Source organism: Arthrobacter sp. UC242_113, from assembly GCF_044054585.1.
Taxonomy (GTDB): domain Bacteria; phylum Actinomycetota; class Actinomycetes; order Actinomycetales; family Micrococcaceae; genus Arthrobacter.
Window position 1 is genome coordinate 92968 of sequence record NZ_CP171971.1, and the last position, 17267, is coordinate 110234.

Here is a 17267-nt window from a genome sequence, read left to right on the forward strand (position 1 = left end):
GGACATGTGCCCCATGGAACCTGAATCCCTCGCAGGGCAAGCCCAGGCCCTGTCAGGACCCTGCTCCCGGTGGCCAGCGGAACACGGAGAAACCATCCGGCAGATCATCGAACGGGCAGGCAACAAGTGGGCCGTGCTTGTGGTCAGTTCGCTGCAGAGCGGACCCCTGCGCTACACAGATCTGCTGCGCTCCATCCCTGGCATCTCCCAGCGCATGCTCACCCACACCCTTCGCCAACTGCAACGCGACGGTCTCATCACCCGAACCGCCTATGCCGAGGTGCCTCCACGGGTCGAGTATGCGCTGACCGATCTCGGTGCCACCCTGCTCACCGCCATCACCACATTGATCGACTGGGCCGGCAGCAACCACGATGAGATTCAAGAAAACCGCACACGATTCGACAACGCAGGGGCGACCAGCGAGGTCGCGGTGCCAACGGGATAAAAACGCCCTCGCAGGGCTTCCAGAGCAAACCGTCAGGAGGAAAATTTCGGCGTACTCTTCGCCGTCAGAATAGCGTCGAACACCGTTTTGCTGACAGATGTCATCCTGACAGAGGGAGGGACGAGAACCGGTGTGTTGGCTCGATAAACATCGACCTAGACCAACGAAACATGAACTAATGAGGACACGTCTGGCCTACTTACTCCTCAGCGGAGTCCTAGAACGAGAGACCGAGCTCGGGGCAGGCGAATCCTCCCTGACCAGACGCCCCGACGTCAGGGTGGGGTGTACATCAATGTCCAGGCCAGTAGTCGCCGCTTCCTGAGAGGGCACGAGCAAACTTAGGCCAACTCGCTTCTGCCTCGAGGCTGTCGCGCTTAGGGCATGGTGAGGTGGCTTAATTGCAGGCGGAGCATACGCCTTTTCGAGAGCCGGCGATTTACGCCGAAGCCTGGCATTGGGAAGTCAGCCCGAGGTGTCGCGCTGGGGGACCGTCATAGGCGACGACTTAATAGAGCTTTACCTGGGCGGGCCAGCGTTCCGATCGCGCTGGTGTTCGACGAATCGGATGTATATGGTGCGATCCTCATCCGGTTTGATGGGACGAAAGCCTTCTTCAAGGGCATGGCGGGAGTATTCTTCGAAGTTCGCCAGCCACGGCGAGTAGCGGACCTGCTCGAATGCGTCGGCCCGTCGGCTGAAGTATCCGACACAGAGAACGCCGAGCGGTGCGATGATCAGGCAGGCGCATAGGAGCGCGACAATAAACACTTTCCGGCTCTTCCCTGCGTCATTGAGGAGTTATCCAAAACTGAAGACTATGAGTGTGTGTAGGGAGGCGCCGGACCACGGCGGTAGCCCGGCGCTCCCACGGGGTGTTACTCCGAGCTCGGGAAGTCGTATGAGGCTCCTGAGCCTTGTTCCTGCCACTTTTCCTGGTGCGGCCAGCGGCTGGTAACCACTTTGGCCCGGGTGTAGAACGACACGCCTTCGGGACCGTAGATGTGCTTGTCGCCGAAAAGCGAATCCTTCCATCCGCCGAAGGAGTAGTTCGCGACCGGGACGGGAAGTGGAACGTTGACTCCGATCATGCCGACTGTCACCGCACGCTGGAACGTTCGTGCAGCCTCGCCGGATGCTGTGAAGATAGCTGTACCGTTGCCGAAGGGGCTGGAGTTGACCAGGTCGATGGCGGCTTCCAGATCGGGGACCCGTATAACGACCAGCACGGGGCCAAAGAGTTCTGTTGTGTAGGCAGGATCGTCAAGGGCAACCTTGTCGATCAGCGTTGGGCCGACGAAGAAGCCGCCTTCGTGACCGCTGACCTTGAGGTCCCGCCCGTCGACCACAACGTCTGCTCCATTGGCTTGGGCGCCGCTGATCGCGCTGATGATGCGGTCCTGTGATTCCGGGGTGATAACCGGCCCCATTTCACTGGCCGGGTCGGCACCATTGCCCACCACGATGGTCCGTGCCTTGCCGGCTACAGCTTGGACCAGGCGGTCGGCTGCGTCACCCACGGCAACGGCGGCGGAGATCGCCATGCATCGCTGGCCTGCGGAGCCGAAGGCCGCAGCGGCCAGGTGTTCGGCTACATAGTCAATGTCCGCATCCGGCAGGACCACCGCATGGTTCTTCGCACCGCCGAGAGCCTGCACACGCTTACCGTGCGCCGTCGCGGTGGCGTGGACATATTTTGCGATGGGAGTCGAACCGACGAATGATACGGCGCTAACATCGGGGTGGGTCAGCAGGGTGTCCACCGCGCTCTTTCCGCCGTGGACCACGTTGAAGACCCCCTTGGGCAGGCCGGCCTCGGTCCAGAGTTCGGCGATGCGGTTGGCGGCGGAGGGGTCACGCTCGGAGGGCTTCAGCACGAAGGTGTTGCCCGTGGCAATGGCTATCGGAGCCATCCACAGCGGAACCATGGCCGGAAAATTGAACGGGGTGATGCCCGCAACGACGCCCAGCGGCTGCCGGAAGGAGTGAACATCTATCCCGGTGGAGACCTGGTCCGAAAATTCGCCCTTGAGTAGCTGGCCGATACCGCATGCCATTTCCACGACCTCAAGACCGCGTTGGAGCTCACCTTTCGCGTCCGAGAGGACTTTTCCGTGCTCGGAGGTGATGATGGCGGCAAGTTCGTCGAGATTGGCTGCAAGTAGCTCCCGGAAGGAGAAAAGGATCGCCGTCCGCCGCGCAAGGGATATCTGCCCCCACCGGCCAAAGGCTTCCTTGGCGGCTGCGACGGCGGCGTTGACGTCGCTTTCCTCAGCCAGTGCCACGTATTTGCTGATTTCGCCGGTGGCCGGGTTGTAAACGGGCTGAACCTGCGCGCCGCTTCCTTCAAATGGCGCCCCGTCAACGTAATGACCAAGAGTCCTTAGGAGCGTGCCGGTCTGTTCACTCATATTCTTGCCTTTCTAAAATTGTTTCACTTTGAAACTAAAAAAGTATGTGATTCGGTAATAAGAGGGGTCTGGTTGATCTAGCTAGCTGGCGGTTTCAGCCCTGCGTTCGAGTACGCGCTGCAGGGCGGCAGCGCGCCCCTCTTGGATAGCGGCTTCCAAGGCCCCCTTGGCGACGGAGTATCCGTCCTGCGGGGTGACATGCAGTTGGGGCGAGGTGGCCAGAAGCCGAACCAGTCCGGACTCCACCTCGGCCATCTGGGTCTGCATGAGTGGGCGGAGCCGGCCGTTGTAGACGATCGCTTCCGGATCGAAAGTTACAGAGAACACGGCGGAAGCGGACGTGAGGGCTGCGGTGAAGTCATTGATGAGCTCTGCGAGGCCGCCGGTGGCTGGCTTTTCCCAGAGGTCTTCGATCGCGTCGAGACGGAGCCCGCGTTGTGCAGCCGTCTCCATAAGGCCGTTGACGCTGAGGAACCGGTCCAGCGGAGCTCCGTTAGGACCGGCACCGAGGACCCCCAGTTCTCCGAGAGCAATGCTTCGCCCCTTCAGGATGCTTCCCTGGACGGCGATGGAGGCACCGAAAGTGGTGCTCACACTCAGCAAGGCAACGTCGGACCTGCCAGCCACTGTGCCGTCGGTAATCTCTGAGAGGAGTGCCAGGTTGGCGTCATTGTCCAGGTACACCCGAACACCCAGTTTTCGCTCCAATAGCGAGTGAAACTCCGTGCCCGCCAGTTGATGCGCGGAAGGGGCCGGACGGGTGAGCTGAGTGCCCATCACCCGCCCTGGAACCGCAACGGCCACACCGGTCAGGTCTCCGTGGAAGTCGAGATCGCCGGTGAGGCGTGCCAATTGTTCGGCTACCCACCGGACGGCCTCCTCGGTGGACAGGCCACCAGGTGTTGTTGTCCGCAGAGTGCCCAGATGCCGGCCTCTTAAGTCCCCGGCGACCATCCGGGTCGAGTTCGCACCGAGATCGATGCCCACCACATAGCCGAGGCCTTCCGCGAGATCCAGATAGGTGGAGCGACGGCCTCTTCCGGCATGCTCCCTCACGGTTCCGTCTGAAAGGTATCCGTCGATGCGGAGTTCCTCAACTACACGGGAAACAGTTGCCTTGCTAAGGCCTGTTTTCGTAATGACACGGTCGCGAGTGACCGGCGCGTCCTGAAGGACGGTCTCCAAGACGTTGACGCGGCTTCGATCGCGCAGATTGTGTGTGTCCATCGATCCAAACCTAGCCTACCGGCCTCGGGCGGCGACGCTTGCCGGACGGTTTCTACCCATGGCTGCAAGAGTGTCGTCGAAGGCGTGAAGGAACTCATTGGCGTGGGCGTGCGTAAAGGGCAGCAGCGGACGGATTTTGAGGGTGTTGCCGTACATTCCGGTGCCGCCGATCAGAACCCCGCGTTGCCGGAGGCCGTTGATGACGTCGCTTGCTGCGTCAGCGGCCGGAAGCCCGGCTTCGTCGACGAAATCGACGGCCAGGTACAGCCCTGCCCCGCGGACGGCGGACACGTTGTCACTGCCGGAGGCCAGTTGCTCGAGTTCTTCTTTCAGGTAGCGCCCGATTTTTTGTGAGTTTTCCTGAAGTCCTTCGTTTTCAATGACGTCCAGCACAGCTGCTGCGGCGGCGATGCTGACGGAGTTCCCGCCGAAGGTGTTGAAGTAGCGTACTTTGGTGCCGAATTCGTCCAGGATTGCGGACTTCACGACCACGCCGGCGATGGGCATGCCGTTGCCCATGGGCTTGCCCATGACGGCAATATCGGGAACGATGCCGTGGCGTTGAAAGCCCCACATCGTGTCGCCAGTCCGGGCGAAACCTGGCTGGACTTCGTCGGCAATGTACAGCCCTCCGGCGGCGTGGACGACATTCACTGTTGGCTGCAGGAACCCGGCCGGATCAGGCAGAATCCCATCGGTTGAGAACAGGGAATCAGCGATGAAGGCGGCGAACCCGACGCCATGGCGCTGCATATCCGCGATGGCCTCCGCTACCCCGGCAGCGAAGGCTTCGCCGGGGTCCACCCCGTCGGTCCGGTCGGGTTGGGGCGCGGCGACGGTCCAGACGTGCTGGCCCACCGGGACGTTGGCTCCGAGTTGCGGGGAGATTTCTGCCGCGGCCGTTGTCAGTCCGTGGTAGGCGTTTGCAGTGACGATGACGCCTGTGCCCTGTGTGTAAAACCTGCTGATCCGAAGGGCCAGGTCAACTGCCTCGCTGCCGGTGCAGGTGAACATGACGTTGTCCATCTCTGCGGGGAACGTGGCCAGCAGACGCTCGGAGTAGTCCAGAATTGGTTCAGCCGCGTAACGGGTGTGGGTGTTGAGCTTGGCCATCTGGTCGGAGACGGCCTTGACCACATGGGGGTGGCAATGCCCGGCGGAGGGGACGTTGTTGTAGGCGTCCAGGTACCGGTTTCCTTGGGCGTCATACATGTAGACGCCCTCGCCCCTGACAAGCTCCAGCGGGGTCTTGTAGAAGAGCTTGTAGCCGGGTCCGAGGACACGCGCCCGGCGACGGACGATCGCCTGGATGGCCGGGTCCAGGGCGTCGGTCGTCGAGACGTCGAATGCGTTGACCATGAACTGCGATTTCGTTGTTGCCACTTTAAGCCGCCTTACATGCGTTGAAGATTTCTTCCTGGGCCTGTTCTCTGGAGATATTCCGGAGCCGGTCCAGGACCTGCCAGGTACGTGGGTTGTTGCGCAGCACGTAGTCGCGGTTCTCCGGGAAGCGTTCGGCGCGCCACTCGGTGATGGCGAGCCGCAGCACGGTGCGGGTGACGATCAGATCGAAGAGAACATCGATTTCTTCCGGCAGCAGGGGCCGTACCCTGTGGTAACCGGTGATGACGTCCAGGGCCGGGGCAAGGAGATTCCCTGATGGTCTCAGTTCGTAGGCGGCTGCTACCACGAGATCATTGACTGTCTGGCTTCGGGTCATGTCGCCGAAGTCGAGTATGGCCGTAACGCTGTCTCCGGCAGGATTCCGCATGAGGTTGTTGGCGGTAAAGTCGCCGTGCACGATTTGCTGGCGCAAGGGCTGAAGGCGGGGAAGGACGCGGGAATCAAAGTCATCGATTCCGTCGAGCAGGGTGCCCTTCATCGCTTGGTCATGCAAAGTTTCCACGATGCCCCGCAGCGATGATGCCCGCCCGATGTCCCAAAGGAGGTCCTGATGTTCTGCTGCCGGGTGGGAGAAGGTTGCCAGCGCCAGAGACAGCTTTGCCAGCGATTCTCCGATACTGCTGCGAAGACTGGCGGTGGTGTCCAGCCCATCAAAGGGTTCGCCTGGCATGAAGGTACTCAGCCGGCCACGCCGGAGTGTTCCGGAGTCTGTGATTGTGAATTCAGGCAACCCCGCCAGTGTGGGAATGACACGCGGAACAGGCAGGTCAGGGGCATGGAGTTCCAGGTGACGGAGCACGTCGGTTTGGAAGGATGTTATTTCTGCGTCCTCGGCGGAGTGCGCAACTTTCAGGAAGTATGTCCCTGTCGTTGTGACCATCTTGAAGTTGTCATCGCGTTCACCGGCGAGGCGCTTTGCGGACTCGCAGGAGAGCCCGTAGGCATTCTGCAGCAAGTCCTTGGCAGCTTCTGCCGTCAATTCGTCGGTGGCGGTGAGGAGGGTGGTATGTGGATCTGTCTTCTTTTCCATTACTTCTTTCACAGGACTTTCGCCAGGAAGTCACGGGTGCGCTGGTGGCGGGTGTTGTTGAACACTTCGTCCGGTGAGCCCGACTCCACGATCACGCCCTGGTCCATGAAGACGACGTTGTCGGCCACTTCCCGGGCGAAACCGATCTCATGGGTCACCACGATCATGGTCATGCCTTCGGCCGCGAGGCCTTTCATGACATCAAGGACCTCACCAACCAACTCGGGATCCAGGGCGCTGGTCGGCTCGTCAAAGAGCATCAGCTCCGGTTCCATCGCGAGTGCGCGGGCAATGGCCACTCGCTGCTGTTGGCCCCCTGACATCTGCCGCGGGTATGCCGAGGTCCGGTGCCCCAGTCCCACGCGTTCAAGCAGAGCCTGCGCGCGCTGCTTGACGATGGCCTTGTCTTGTTTCCTGGCCCTGACCGGGCCGATGCAGACGTTTTCCAGAGCTGTCAGGTGGGGGAAGAGGTTGAAGTTCTGAAACACCATGCCTGTCTGCATGCGCTGCCGGAGAACCTCGCGTTCGTGCAGCTGGTGGAGCTTGCCGGCCTTTTCCTTGTACCCGATGAGCTCGCCGTTGACTTCGATGCGGCCGCCGTCGATGGTCTCAAGTTGGTTGACACATCGCAGCAGGGTCGATTTTCCGCTTCCCGAGGGGCCGAGGAGAACCAGGACCTTGTTGGGCTCTACATTGAACGTGATGTCCTTGAGAACCTGGTGGTCGCCGAAGCTCTTGCTGACGCGGCTGAACCGGACCATGGCGGTCTGTGACATGTTGGCATTCTCTTTTCTGGCGTCTGCATCTTCTCGGATGAGCGGCTGGATGGTCGTCATGTCCGCTCTCCCGGGAAGCTTCGACCCTGAACCAGCAGGCGCCGGACATTGCCGAAGTGACGGCCGATGTGGTGCCGCATCGTCAGGGGAGTGTTCCGTTTGGTTCCCCTTGCGTAGTAGCGCTCCAGGTAACTCTGTCCCACGCTCAGGGCGGAGATCAGGATCAGGTACCACAGGCTCGCCATGATCAGCAGCGGTATCGTCTGGAAGTTCCGGGCGTAGATCAGCTGTGTGGAGTACAGGAGATCAGCAACGGCGACGACGCTGACGAGCGAGGTGGTTTTGAACATGGTGATGGTTTCGTTGCCAGTCGGCGGGATGATCACCCTCATGGCTTGCGGAAGCACAATCCGACCGATCGTGGTGATCCGGCCGAGGCCCAATGTGGCTGCCGCTTCGAGTTGCCCTTCATCGACCGATTCAATGCCTCCTCGGATGATCTCGGCCATGTAGGCGGCCTGGTTCAGGCCCAGCCCGAGGATGGCTGCAGTGTATGCGGTCATAATGGTGTTGGCATTGAAGCTCGCGAACACCGGCCCACCGAACGGGATGCCGATATTGATAACCGGGAACAGGGCCGAGATGTTGTACCAGAAGATCAGCTGGACCAGGAGGGGGACGCCCCGCACCAGCCATACGAAGGCAAAACCGGCGGATTTCAGGACGGGATTGGCCGAAAGCCGCATCAGGGCAACGATCGTGCCCAGAACAAGGCCAATGATCATGGCGATCACAGTGAGTGTGACGGTAACTCTGAGTCCGTCGAGAATCTGGGGGGCCAAAAAGAAGCTGAAAACAATATCCCACCGGAACCGCGGATTGGTGAGCATGGTTTCGACGACCATGGCAATGATCAGCATAATCACTGCCACTGCCAGCCACCGGCCGGGATGCTTTAGCCGGACGACTTTGGCTTCGCCAAGATGCACGTCATCCTGTCTGGAATCTGTGTTGAGGGTAGATGTTGAAGACATTGCAATTACCTAGCTGATAGCGCCATTGATGACGGATTTATCGATGGCCTGTACTTCTACGCCCCACTTCTTCAGGATGTCCTTGTACTGCGGGCTGGCCAGAAGTTTTTCGGTCGCGCCATGGATTGCTTTGGTCAGGCCGGTTTCCTTGGGAATGGGCATGCCCCAGGGGCCTTCAGCGAAAGCGTCGCCGACGCCGATGAGCGCTCCGTTGGTCTGGGTGGCGAGGTAGGAATTGTTCGGGGCGTTCTGTGCGCCGGCTTCGACCTGGCCGCTCGAAACCGCCTGGATCTGATCGGTCTGGGTTTTGAAAACGCGGATGTCGATGGCCTGCTTGCCACCGGCGGTGCACTTCTTGGACTGTTCCTCAGCCACCGATTCCTGGACGGTAGCTGACTGGACAGCGAAGCTGTGGCCGCAGACATCGTCAAGGGTTTTGAACTTGTCTTTGTTCTCCGCCTTGGTAAAGATCTGCGGACCGGCCTTGGCGTACGTGACGAAGTCGACGAGCTTTTCGCGCTCCTTGGTGTCCCTGAATCCGGAAATCGAAAGGTCGTAGCGACCTGCTTGAAGTCCGGCGATGATCGAGTCAAAGCTCGTGTTGACCCATTCGACCTTGAGGCCGAGGATGGAGCCGATCTGGTTTGCGAAGTCGACCTCGTTGCCGATGATGGTCTTGCCGTCGGTGTCGATGAACTGGTTCGGCGGGGCGGTGGCGTCGGTGGCGAACACCAAGGTTCCCTTGCTTCGGACACTGTCGGGCACCAGGGCGGCCAGGGCATCGTCTTTGGGCAGCAGGTCAACGGTCGCCTGTGACGATTGGCCTGCCGCCGGCGCGGCCGGCGCGGATCCGCTGCAGCCCGTCAGGGCCAAACCGGCGGACAGAACGACGGCCAGCGCAACCGCTGCTTTGCGGGTGGTGGGGAACATGCTGCTCTCCTTTGGATCAGTGCAGCTCCAGCTGATGGAGCAAGCTTTCGAAATGGGATGTGGGGGATGATGCAAGAGAAGAATTTTTTGTTTCAGAGTGAAACTTATAGGAAGGTTACCGCGATCACGCGCCTGTGTCCAGTGTCACAAGAGGAGCTTTTTCGGATGGGGAAAGCTGCCGCAGAACTGCATCGACGATGTCTTCCACCGGTTGGGAGATATCTACGACGAAGCCGGTTTCACCACCCTGCAGTGGCTCCAGGGTTGCCAGTTGCGAATCAAGCAGCGACGCCGGCATGAAGTGGCCGGGTCGCCCGTTCATGCGGTCACGAAGCACGGCGCGGCTTCCGTGCAGATGGACGAACACCACGGAAGGATCGGCCGTGCGGATGATGTCACGGTAGGAGCTTCTAAGTGCGCTGCATGCGATCACCAGGGGCGTGCCGGATGTCTGGAAGCGTCTGCCGATTTCAGCAAGCCACGGCGCCCGGTCGTCGTCATTAGCGGGGTGCCTGCTGCCATCTTGTCGATGTTCGATTGGGGGTGCAGGGCATCGCCGTCGATGAATTCCGCGCCGAGGCTGTGGGCGAGGGCATCACCAACGGTGCTCTTACCGCAGCCGGCCACGCCCATCAGTACGATGTGGTGCCGTGTGTTGCTGGCGAATGCTGCCTCACCAGTCATGGACGGTGCCGTCGACGAGGCGGTTGTAGGGCAGATAGGCCTGCTGGTAGGGGTAGGCGGCCGCGGCTTCCTCGTTGAATTCGACGCCGATGCCGGGCTTGTCGCCGGGGTGCAGGTAACCGTCGGTGAATGTCATGGACTGTTCGAAGACCTCGTTGGTCTTGTCCGAGTGCTGCATGTATTCCTGGATGCCGTAGTTGTGGATGGCCAGGCCCACGTGCAGCTGCGCGGCGAACCCGACCGGGGAGATATCGGTGGGTCCGTGGAAGCCGGACTTGATCTGGTACTGCGCGGCGAAGTCCATGACCTTCTTCAACGGCGAGATGCCGCCGAAGTGGGTGGAGGCTGCGCGGACGTAGTCGATCAGCTGTTCCTTGATGATGGTCTGGTAGTCATACACAGTGTTGAAGATTTCACCGATGGCCAGCGGCGTGGTGGTGTGCGAGCGGACCAGTCGCAGTGCTTCCTGGTTCTCGGCCGGGGTGCAGTCCTCAAGCCAGAACAGGTCGTACGGCTCCAGGGCCTTGCCCAGCTTCGCGGCTTGGATCGGGGTCATCCGGTGGTGCCCGTCGTGCAGCAGCGGCAGTTCCGGGCCGAACTCGCTCCGGACCGCCTCGAACACCGTGGGCAGGTGGCGGAGGTAGGCCCGGGTGTCCCAGTCCTCCTCCACCGGGAACGCGCCTCGGCCGGCGGGTTCGTAGTCGTACCGCTCCCCCGACGCCTGCGCTTGGGCCGCCACTCCGTACACGGCCTTGATCCCGGGCACTGCGGTCTGGATCCGCACGGACTTGTAGCCGAGTTCCAGGTGTTCGCGGACGGAATCGAACAGGGACGGGATGTCGGAGCCGGACGCGTGGCCGTAGGCGCGCAGCCCGTTCCGGGATGCCCCGCCGAGCAGCTGGTACACGGGCATGCCGGCCAGCTTGCCCTTGATGTCCCACAGGGCCATGTCCACCGCGGCGATCGCAGCCATGGTCACCGGGCCGCGGCGCCAGTACGAGGACCGGTACAGGAACTGCCAGGTGTCCTCGATCCGGTGCGGGTCCTTCCCGATCAGCAGCTGCGCCACGTGCTCCTTCAGGTATGCGGCCACGGCGAGCTCGCGACCGTTCAGGGTGGCGTCACCGATGCCGGTAACGCCGTCCTCGGTGGTGATCCTCAACGTCACGAAGTTACGGGACGGGCTGGTCACGAAGACTTCCGCGGCAATGATTTTCATGGGTTTTCCTTTACTGCTCAGGGGTATGACGTGTGGGCGGGTGCCGGACGGCGGCGCCCGGCACCTCTGCGACTCAGACGGTGGCGAAGGCCTTGTCCAGCTTGCGGTGTTCGATGCCGTGGGCGCGTGCGACGGCCTCGTAGGTGACTTCCCCCAAGTGAATGTTGATGCCGTTGGCGATGGTGGTGTTGTTCATGGCCGCCCGCTGGTAGCCCTGTCCGGCGATCTGGAGGCCGTAGGGAAGGGTGGCGTTGTTCAGCGCGATGGTTGAAGTGCGCGGCACGGCCCCTGGCATGTTGGCGACTGAGTAGTGCAGGACGTCGTGGCGGACGTAGGTCGGGTTGTCGTGGGTGGTGACCCGGTCGACCGTTTCGATGGATCCGCCCTGGTCGATGGCGACGTCGACGATGACGCTTCCGGGCTGCATTGACTTGACCATGGTCTCGGAAACCAGCTGGGGGGCTCGGGCGCCGGGGATGAGGACGGCGCCGATGAGCAGGTCAGCCTTCTGTACTGCATCGGCGATGTTGTAGGGGTTGGACATCTGGGTTTTGAGGCGTCCGCCGAAGATGTCGTCAAGGTAGCGCAGCCGGTCCGGGCTGATGTCCAGGATCGTGACGCTGGCGCCTGCGCCGACCGCCATCTTGGCAGCGTTGGTTCCCACGACACCGCCGCCGATGATCACGACTTCGGCGGGCAGGACGCCGGGGACACCGCCGAGGAGAACACCGCGTCCGCCGTAGAAGCTTTCCAGGTACTGTGCGCCGATTTGCAGTGCCTTGCGGCCGGCGACTTCGCTCATGGGGGTCAGCAGGGGCAGCGACCGGTCCGGCGCCTGCATGGTTTCGTAGGCGATGGCGGTGACCCCGCTGTCTTGGAGCGCCTGGGTCAGGCCGATCTCGGCCGCGAGGTGGAGGTAGGTGTACAGGATCAGGCCCCTGCGGAAATGACCGTATTCCTGGGGGAGCGGTTCTTTGACCTTGATGACCATGTCCGCAGCCCAGGCATCGGCGGCGTCGGCCACGATGGTAGCGCCTGCAGCCACGTAGTCGGCGTCAGTGAAGCCGCTGCCGGTGCCGGCGCCGGTTTCAACGTTGACCCTGTGGCCGGCGGCAATGTAGGCGACGACACTGGCCGGCGTGAGGCCGACGCGGTTTTCGTTGTTCTTTACTTCCTTGGGCACGCCGATATGCACGGGTGTACCTCATTCCTGGTCTAGTCGATGCCATCGGCGTTGGGCGGCCACGGCGAAAAATGGGAGGTGGGGGCAGCATTTTAGGCTGCCGCCCCCACCGGTGAACGGACGTTACATGGAGCTCTGAACAAGTTCCGGCTGGTGCTCGGCGGCGACCTGTGCCTCGACCTCGCTGGTGACCTCGGGCTTGCCGATGGAGAACTGCTCTTCGACCTTGGTTGTGACTTCGTCAAGGATGCGGAACATCTCGTCGACGTCGTCGCGGGTGATGTTGATGGGCGGGATGAAGGACATCCGGTTTCCGTAGTATCCGTTGCGCTGGGCGAGCAGGCCTGCGTCGCGCAGGGCATCGCAGAGCACGATGGTTTCCTGCAGGGCAGGTTCCTTGGTGTCGCGGTCCTTGACGTATTCGATGCCCAGGAACACTCCGGTCTGGTCGTAGCTGCCGACCAGGGGGTGCTTCTCGAAGTACTCGGCCAGGACACCTGCCATGTATTCACCGACCTGGGCGCAGCGCTCGACCAAGTTGTCTTCTTCGAAGATGTCCAGGACCTTGTTGGCCACGGCGCAGCCGAGGGCGTAGCCGGCGTAGGTGTTCGAGGACATGCCCGGGCCGAGCTTTTCGAAGATCTCGGCGCGGCCGACGACGGCGCTCATGGGCACCCCGCCGCCGAGGGCCTTTCCGACAGCCATCAGGTCGGGGACGACCCCGGAGTGCTCGCTGCCCCACATTTTTCCGGTGCGGCCCATGCCGGTCTGGATCTCGTCGAAGACCAGCAGGATGCCGTGCTTGTCGGCGAGTTCTCGCAGGCGGCGCAGGAAGTCGTTGTGCGGCTTGATGTAGCCGGCCGAGCACTGCATGGGTTCAACGATGATGGCGGCGACATTGTTGATGCCGGCGGCGTAATTGGCCATGGTGTTTTCGCCGCTCATGAGGATGCGGTCGATAGCTTCGACGGCGGCCTTGGCGCTTTCGGCTTCGCTGGTGGTGTTGTAGGCGCAGCGGTAGGCGTACGGGTAGGGGAACCTGTTGACGCCGTTGTCGGCGGGCGGGACGGGGGAGTACCAGCGGTGCATGCCGGCCTTAGTGGTCAGGCTCATCGTGCCGATGTTCTGGCCGTGGTAGCCGCCATAGAAGGAGATGATCTGGGACTTGCCGGTGTGGACGCGGACCAGGCGCAGGATCGCGTCGATGGCGTCTGCGCCGCTGAGGCCCAGCCAGACGCGCTTGTCGAAGTCGCCGGGGGTAATTTCGCACAGCCGCTTGACCAGTTTCAGGCGTTCGGGGGTGGGGAAATCGAACCAGTGGCTGAGCTTCATGTACTGCTCCTGCATGACCTGGGCGACGCGCTCGTCGCCGTGTCCGATGTTCATGCTGGACATGCCGGTGATGCAGTCGATGTATTCGCGGCCGTCGACGTCGGTGACCTTGTTGCCTTTGCCGGATTCGATGATCGGCGGGTTCGTCCACTTGGTGTAGAGGCAGGATCCGGGGGTTTCGTAGGTGAGGAAGTCGTTCAGTGCCTCACGGTTCTTGGGCGTGACTGACTGGTCCGCTTCGAGCTTGTTGAGGAGATCCTCGTAGGGCTGGATTGCCATGGTGCTTGCCTTTCGCTGCTTGCGTTCTGGGGCCTGGGCCTAGATGAGCCAGGTGAAATCGGGGTCGATGTAAGGGTTGAGCTTCCGGCCGGTGTCACCGGCCATGACCCACAGGTAATAGAGGGAGTGCTCACCCGCGGCGGCGAGGGGGTGGTAGCCGCGTTCGATAACGTAGGTGTCGCCGTCACGGACGGTGTGAGCCTCGTCGATGTCGCGGGATTTGGTGTAGTGCAGCTGGACCCCGAAGCCGCCGGCCGGATCGACGCGGTAGTGGTAGATCTCCTCGAAGTTCGGCTCGTGGGGGGCGAACTCTCCATCGTGCTTGTGCGGCGGGTAACTGGACCAGTGTCCGGGGTCGTTGATGGTTTCACCGATGACGATGGCGCTGACGCGGCCCTCGCCGGAGGTGGTGAGGATGTCCCGGATCGTGCGCTTCCAGTTCTTCTCTCCGCGCTCTGCGACCTGGACCTCATCGGGGCTGACAACGAACGGGGTCCGTTTCTCGTCAGTGGCCGCGATGCAGAGAGCGATCTCGACATCAGTCTCGGCGACGACCTCATAGCCGGCGAACGCTGGAACATATACGGAGGTGGGGCTGCCGTCGAAGACACTCTGACGACCGCCAAGGTTGTCCCAGGTCTGGTTGTCAACGGTGACCGTGGCGGTCCCCGTGAGAATGACGGCGACCGCCTCGAATCCTTCGGTCCGGGCCGTGTGCGTCTGGCCGGCCGCAAGCTTGATCAGGCCGAAACGCAGGAATTTGGTGTAACCGTTGTCCTCGCCAACCAAATCCTGATAGCCGGTGTCAGGGCGGGCTTTAACAAGCCTGCTCATGTCCTTCCCCTTTCTGATGGGTGTATGCCGTAAGGGCATTTGTGATGTTTGTGGTGCTATACGCCGGAGTAGGCGGAGAATGCGCCATCGACGGGGACGGTTACCCCGCTGACAAAGCCGGCGGCGTTGTCAGAGGCCAGGAACAGCAGTGCTCCAAGGAGTTCGGAGGGCTCACCAAACCGCCTCATCGGGGTTGCCGACAGGATCTTGCGGGATCTGGCAGTGAGCTCGCCATCGTCTTCGAAGAGAAGTTTCTGGTTCTGTTCGGTGGCGAAGAATCCCGGTGCAATGGCATTGACCCTGACTCCGACAGGGGCGAAGTGCACGGCCAGCCACTGCGTCAGGTTGGTGACAGCGGCCTTGGCAGCGCTGTAGGCCGGGATTTTGGTCAGCGGGGTGAATGCGTTCATTGATGAGATGTTCAGAACCGATCCGCCGGGACGATCAACCATGTCTTTGGCGAACTCCTGGGTCGTCAGCAGCGCGCCGAGGAAGTTCAAATCCAGTACGTGGCGGATGCCGTCGGCTTCAAGATCGAAGAAGCTTACGTGCTCGGGCCCGTGTGGTTGCAGGTCCATGTCGGTCAGGTACTCGCCCGATGTGGTGCCTTTCGGGTGGTTTCCGCCGGCGCCGTTGACGAGGATGTCGCACGGGCCGAGCTCGGAACGGATGCGTTCGTGTGCAGACCGGAGGGCTTCCTTGTCCAGCACATCGCACTTGATGGCGATCGCACTGCCGCCGGCGTTCGCGATGTCCTTGGCGATAGCGTCGGCTTTGGCCTGATTTCGCCCGATAACGGCTACGGCAGCACCGTTCGCAGCCAAGGCGCGGGAGAACTCGGAGCCGAGAACGCCCGTGCCTCCGGTGACCACGGCTACCTTCCCCGAAAGATCAACGGTGATTGGGGGTGTGGCTGGCATAGTGCAGTGCCTCCTGCTGAGTGGGGTGAGTGGCTGATCGTCAGAATGTAACTAGTAACATTTGAAGTGAGGAATTTCTCAAAGTCAATAGCTAATTCTGCTGTGGTCACTTAGCGTTGGAGCATTGCGGCACAGGAGTGTGCCGTGGAAGCTGCCTCGAAGCTGTGGAAAGGGAAACACCAATGAACCAAAGAAATGAAAGCCTCACGGGCAGCAGCCGTGTGAAGCGCGGCATGGCCGAGATGCTCAAGGGCGGCGTCATCATGGACGTCGTCAACGTCGAGCAGGCCCGCATCGCCGAAGATGCCGGTGCCGTTGCCGTTATGGCGCTCGAGCGCGTCCCGGCCGACATCCGCGCCGAGGGCGGCGTGTCCCGCATGTCCGATCCGGACATGATCGAGGCGATCATCGATGCCGTGTCCATCCCGGTCATGGCCAAGGCCCGCATCGGCCACTTCGTCGAGGCCCAGGTCCTGCAGTCCCTCGGCGTCGACTACATCGACGAGTCCGAGGTCCTGACCCCGGCCGACTACGTCAACCACATCGACAAGTGGAACTTCACCGTTCCTTTTGTCTGCGGTTCCACCAATCTCGGTGAGGCGCTGCGCCGCATCAACGAGGGTGCGGCCATGATCCGCTCCAAGGGCGAGGCCGGCACCGGCGACGTTTCCAACGCCACCGGGCACATGCGCCAGATCCGCGCCGAGATCGCCAAGCTCGCGGCACTGCCCGAGGACGAGCTGTACGTCGCGGCCAAGGAACTGCAGGCCCCGTACGAACTGGTCAAGGAAGTTGCCGCCACCGGCAAGCTCCCGGTGGTGCTGTTCACCGCCGGCGGGATCGCCACCCCGGCGGACGCCGCGATGATGATGCAGCTCGGCGCTGACGGCGTGTTCGTCGGGTCCGGCATCTTCAAGTCCGGCAACCCGGCCCAGCGTGCGGCCGCCGTCGTGAAGGCCACCACCTTCTTCGACGACCCGGACGTCATCGCCAAGGCCTCCCGCGGTCTGGGTGAGGCCATGGTCGGCATCAACGTCGACGAAATCCCCCAGCCACACCGCCTCGCCGAGCGCGGCTGGTAGACATGGCGCCGGCGCTCAGAGAACCATCTGGTAGCCGCGAATCTTTGTCCCTTGACGTTGATCTGCGTCACATGTAATTTGTTTCATAGTGAAACTTGAAGATTGATCCCACCGGTTAACCTCCAACCGTGACCAACTGCACGGAAAGCTGGCCGAGCTATGAACGACTCCGCGATGGGTCCAGTCCTTCTTTTCGATGACGGTATTAGCCGGTCCCGCCGCCATGACGAATGGATCAACCTGATCGGCATGGTCGTAGACGTCAGAAAAGACGGAGAGTTTGTTCGAAGGGGCGTGGTTGAAGACGCCACCTTGGATGGCTCCCATGTATGGATAGCTGGTGAAGGCATTACCGGCCGGGCGCTTTTTGACAAGGGCTCCGGTTATCAGGTCTGGATTCACCCCTTACACATCCAACGCCGTGCATCCCTTGTCCACGGCGATCCAACCAATCAACTTCCGACTTCCTAGGAG

16 protein-coding genes and 1 pseudogene are annotated in these 17267 nt (G+C 61.7%); 4 read left to right on the forward strand and 13 right to left on the reverse strand.

Going from position 1 to position 17267, the window contains the following annotated elements:
- Nucleotides 1–13: 13 nt before the first annotated feature.
- On the forward strand, nt 14–448 hold the full coding sequence (locus tag ACHMXB_RS21645) for a winged helix-turn-helix transcriptional regulator (RefSeq protein WP_395405464.1): 435 nt from the start codon (nt 14–16) through the stop codon (nt 446–448).
- A gap of 552 nt (nt 449–1000) precedes the next feature.
- Nucleotides 1001–1201 (forward strand): hypothetical protein, encoded by a 201-nt coding sequence (locus tag ACHMXB_RS21650; RefSeq protein ID WP_395405466.1) that lies wholly within the window; start codon nt 1001–1003, stop codon nt 1199–1201.
- 125 nt (nt 1202–1326) lie between these two features.
- On the opposite strand, the gene ACHMXB_RS21655 is transcribed toward ACHMXB_RS21650, so the two are convergent.
- From ACHMXB_RS21655 to ACHMXB_RS21715, 13 genes and pseudogenes are all read right to left on the reverse strand, one after another.
- A complete protein-coding gene (locus tag ACHMXB_RS21655; RefSeq protein WP_395405468.1) occupies nt 1327–2859 on the reverse strand; it encodes a CoA-acylating methylmalonate-semialdehyde dehydrogenase in 1533 nt (510 codons plus the stop codon).
- A gap of 81 nt (nt 2860–2940) precedes the next feature.
- Complete coding sequence (locus tag ACHMXB_RS21660) at nt 2941–4086, reverse strand: ROK family protein (RefSeq protein WP_395405470.1); 1146 nt, start codon at nt 4084–4086, stop codon at nt 2941–2943.
- A gap of 15 nt (nt 4087–4101) precedes the next feature.
- On the reverse strand, nt 4102–5445 hold the full coding sequence (locus tag ACHMXB_RS21665; RefSeq protein WP_395405640.1) for an aspartate aminotransferase family protein: 1344 nt from the start codon (nt 5443–5445) through the stop codon (nt 4102–4104).
- A 25-nt stretch (nt 5446–5470) separates the two neighbouring features.
- Nucleotides 5471–6520 carry a phosphotransferase gene (locus tag ACHMXB_RS21670; protein ID WP_395405472.1) on the reverse strand — a complete coding sequence of 350 codons (1050 nt, stop codon included), beginning with the start codon at nt 6518–6520 and terminating at the stop codon, nt 5471–5473.
- Between the two features lie 8 nt (nt 6521–6528).
- Nucleotides 6529–7296 (reverse strand): amino acid ABC transporter ATP-binding protein, encoded by a 768-nt coding sequence (locus ACHMXB_RS21675; protein ID WP_395405474.1) that lies wholly within the window; start codon nt 7294–7296, stop codon nt 6529–6531.
- Between the two features lie 56 nt (nt 7297–7352).
- Nucleotides 7353–8330 (reverse strand): amino acid ABC transporter permease, encoded by a 978-nt coding sequence (locus ACHMXB_RS21680; RefSeq protein WP_395405476.1) that lies wholly within the window; start codon nt 8328–8330, stop codon nt 7353–7355.
- Nucleotides 8331–8339: 9 nt separating this feature from the next.
- Nucleotides 8340–9260, reverse strand: coding sequence for an ABC transporter substrate-binding protein (locus ACHMXB_RS21685; protein ID WP_395405478.1), 921 nt, complete (start codon nt 9258–9260; stop codon nt 8340–8342).
- 124 nt (nt 9261–9384) lie between these two features.
- Nucleotides 9385–9944 (reverse strand): annotated as a pseudogene (locus ACHMXB_RS21690) (gluconokinase).
- A complete protein-coding gene (gene manD, locus ACHMXB_RS21695) occupies nt 9934–11163 on the reverse strand; it encodes a D-mannonate dehydratase ManD (protein WP_395405480.1) in 1230 nt (409 codons plus the stop codon). Before manD ends, ACHMXB_RS21690 begins: the two are co-directional and overlap by 11 nt.
- A 73-nt stretch (nt 11164–11236) precedes the next feature.
- A complete protein-coding gene (gene ald, locus ACHMXB_RS21700) occupies nt 11237–12358 on the reverse strand; it encodes an alanine dehydrogenase (RefSeq protein ID WP_395405482.1) in 1122 nt (373 codons plus the stop codon).
- Nucleotides 12359–12469: 111 nt separating this feature from the next.
- Complete coding sequence (locus ACHMXB_RS21705) at nt 12470–13957, reverse strand: aspartate aminotransferase family protein (RefSeq protein ID WP_395405484.1); 1488 nt, start codon at nt 13955–13957, stop codon at nt 12470–12472.
- A 39-nt stretch (nt 13958–13996) separates the two neighbouring features.
- On the reverse strand, nt 13997–14791 hold the full coding sequence (gene iolB, locus ACHMXB_RS21710; protein ID WP_395405486.1) for a 5-deoxy-glucuronate isomerase: 795 nt from the start codon (nt 14789–14791) through the stop codon (nt 13997–13999).
- 56 nt (nt 14792–14847) lie between these two features.
- Complete coding sequence (locus ACHMXB_RS21715) at nt 14848–15711, reverse strand: SDR family oxidoreductase (RefSeq protein ID WP_395405488.1); 864 nt, start codon at nt 15709–15711, stop codon at nt 14848–14850.
- 182 nt (nt 15712–15893) lie between these two features.
- Between ACHMXB_RS21715 and pdxS the strand changes: the two genes are divergently transcribed.
- Together pdxS and ACHMXB_RS21725 are read left to right on the forward strand one after the other, a co-directional pair.
- Nucleotides 15894–16793, forward strand: a complete 900-nt coding sequence (gene pdxS, locus ACHMXB_RS21720) for a pyridoxal 5'-phosphate synthase lyase subunit PdxS (protein WP_395405490.1) — start codon at nt 15894–15896, stop codon at nt 16791–16793.
- 159 nt (nt 16794–16952) lie between these two features.
- Nucleotides 16953–17264: a hypothetical protein gene (locus tag ACHMXB_RS21725; RefSeq protein ID WP_395405492.1), complete on the forward strand. Its 312-nt coding sequence runs from the start codon at nt 16953–16955 to the stop codon at nt 17262–17264.
- Nucleotides 17265–17267: the final 3 nt, after the last annotated feature.

Coding starts and splice junctions, on each gene's coding strand:
- ACHMXB_RS21680 (WP_395405476.1), bottom strand. CDS start 8,330: ATGTCTTCAACATCTACCCTCAACACAGATTCCAGACAGGATGACGTG.
- ACHMXB_RS21670 (WP_395405472.1), bottom strand. CDS start 6,520: ATGGAAAAGAAGACAGATCCACATACCACCCTCCTCACCGCCACCGAC.
- ACHMXB_RS21660 (WP_395405470.1), bottom strand. CDS start 4,086: ATGGACACACACAATCTGCGCGATCGAAGCCGCGTCAACGTCTTGGAG.
- ACHMXB_RS21685 (WP_395405478.1), bottom strand. CDS start 9,260: ATGTTCCCCACCACCCGCAAAGCAGCGGTTGCGCTGGCCGTCGTTCTG.
- iolB (WP_395405486.1), bottom strand. CDS start 14,791: ATGAGCAGGCTTGTTAAAGCCCGCCCTGACACCGGCTATCAGGATTTG.
- ACHMXB_RS21675 (WP_395405474.1), bottom strand. CDS start 7,296: ATGTCACAGACCGCCATGGTCCGGTTCAGCCGCGTCAGCAAGAGCTTC.
- ACHMXB_RS21725 (WP_395405492.1), top strand. CDS start 16,953: ATGAACGACTCCGCGATGGGTCCAGTCCTTCTTTTCGATGACGGTATT.
- manD (WP_395405480.1), bottom strand. CDS start 11,163: ATGAAAATCATTGCCGCGGAAGTCTTCGTGACCAGCCCGTCCCGTAAC.
- pdxS (WP_395405490.1), top strand. CDS start 15,894: ATGAACCAAAGAAATGAAAGCCTCACGGGCAGCAGCCGTGTGAAGCGC.
- ACHMXB_RS21655 (WP_395405468.1), bottom strand. CDS start 2,859: ATGAGTGAACAGACCGGCACGCTCCTAAGGACTCTTGGTCATTACGTT.
- ACHMXB_RS21665 (WP_395405640.1), bottom strand. CDS start 5,445: ATGGTCAACGCATTCGACGTCTCGACGACCGACGCCCTGGACCCGGCC.
- ACHMXB_RS21705 (WP_395405484.1), bottom strand. CDS start 13,957: ATGGCAATCCAGCCCTACGAGGATCTCCTCAACAAGCTCGAAGCGGAC.
- ACHMXB_RS21715 (WP_395405488.1), bottom strand. CDS start 15,711: ATGCCAGCCACACCCCCAATCACCGTTGATCTTTCGGGGAAGGTAGCC.
- ACHMXB_RS21645 (WP_395405464.1), top strand. CDS start 14: ATGGAACCTGAATCCCTCGCAGGGCAAGCCCAGGCCCTGTCAGGACCC.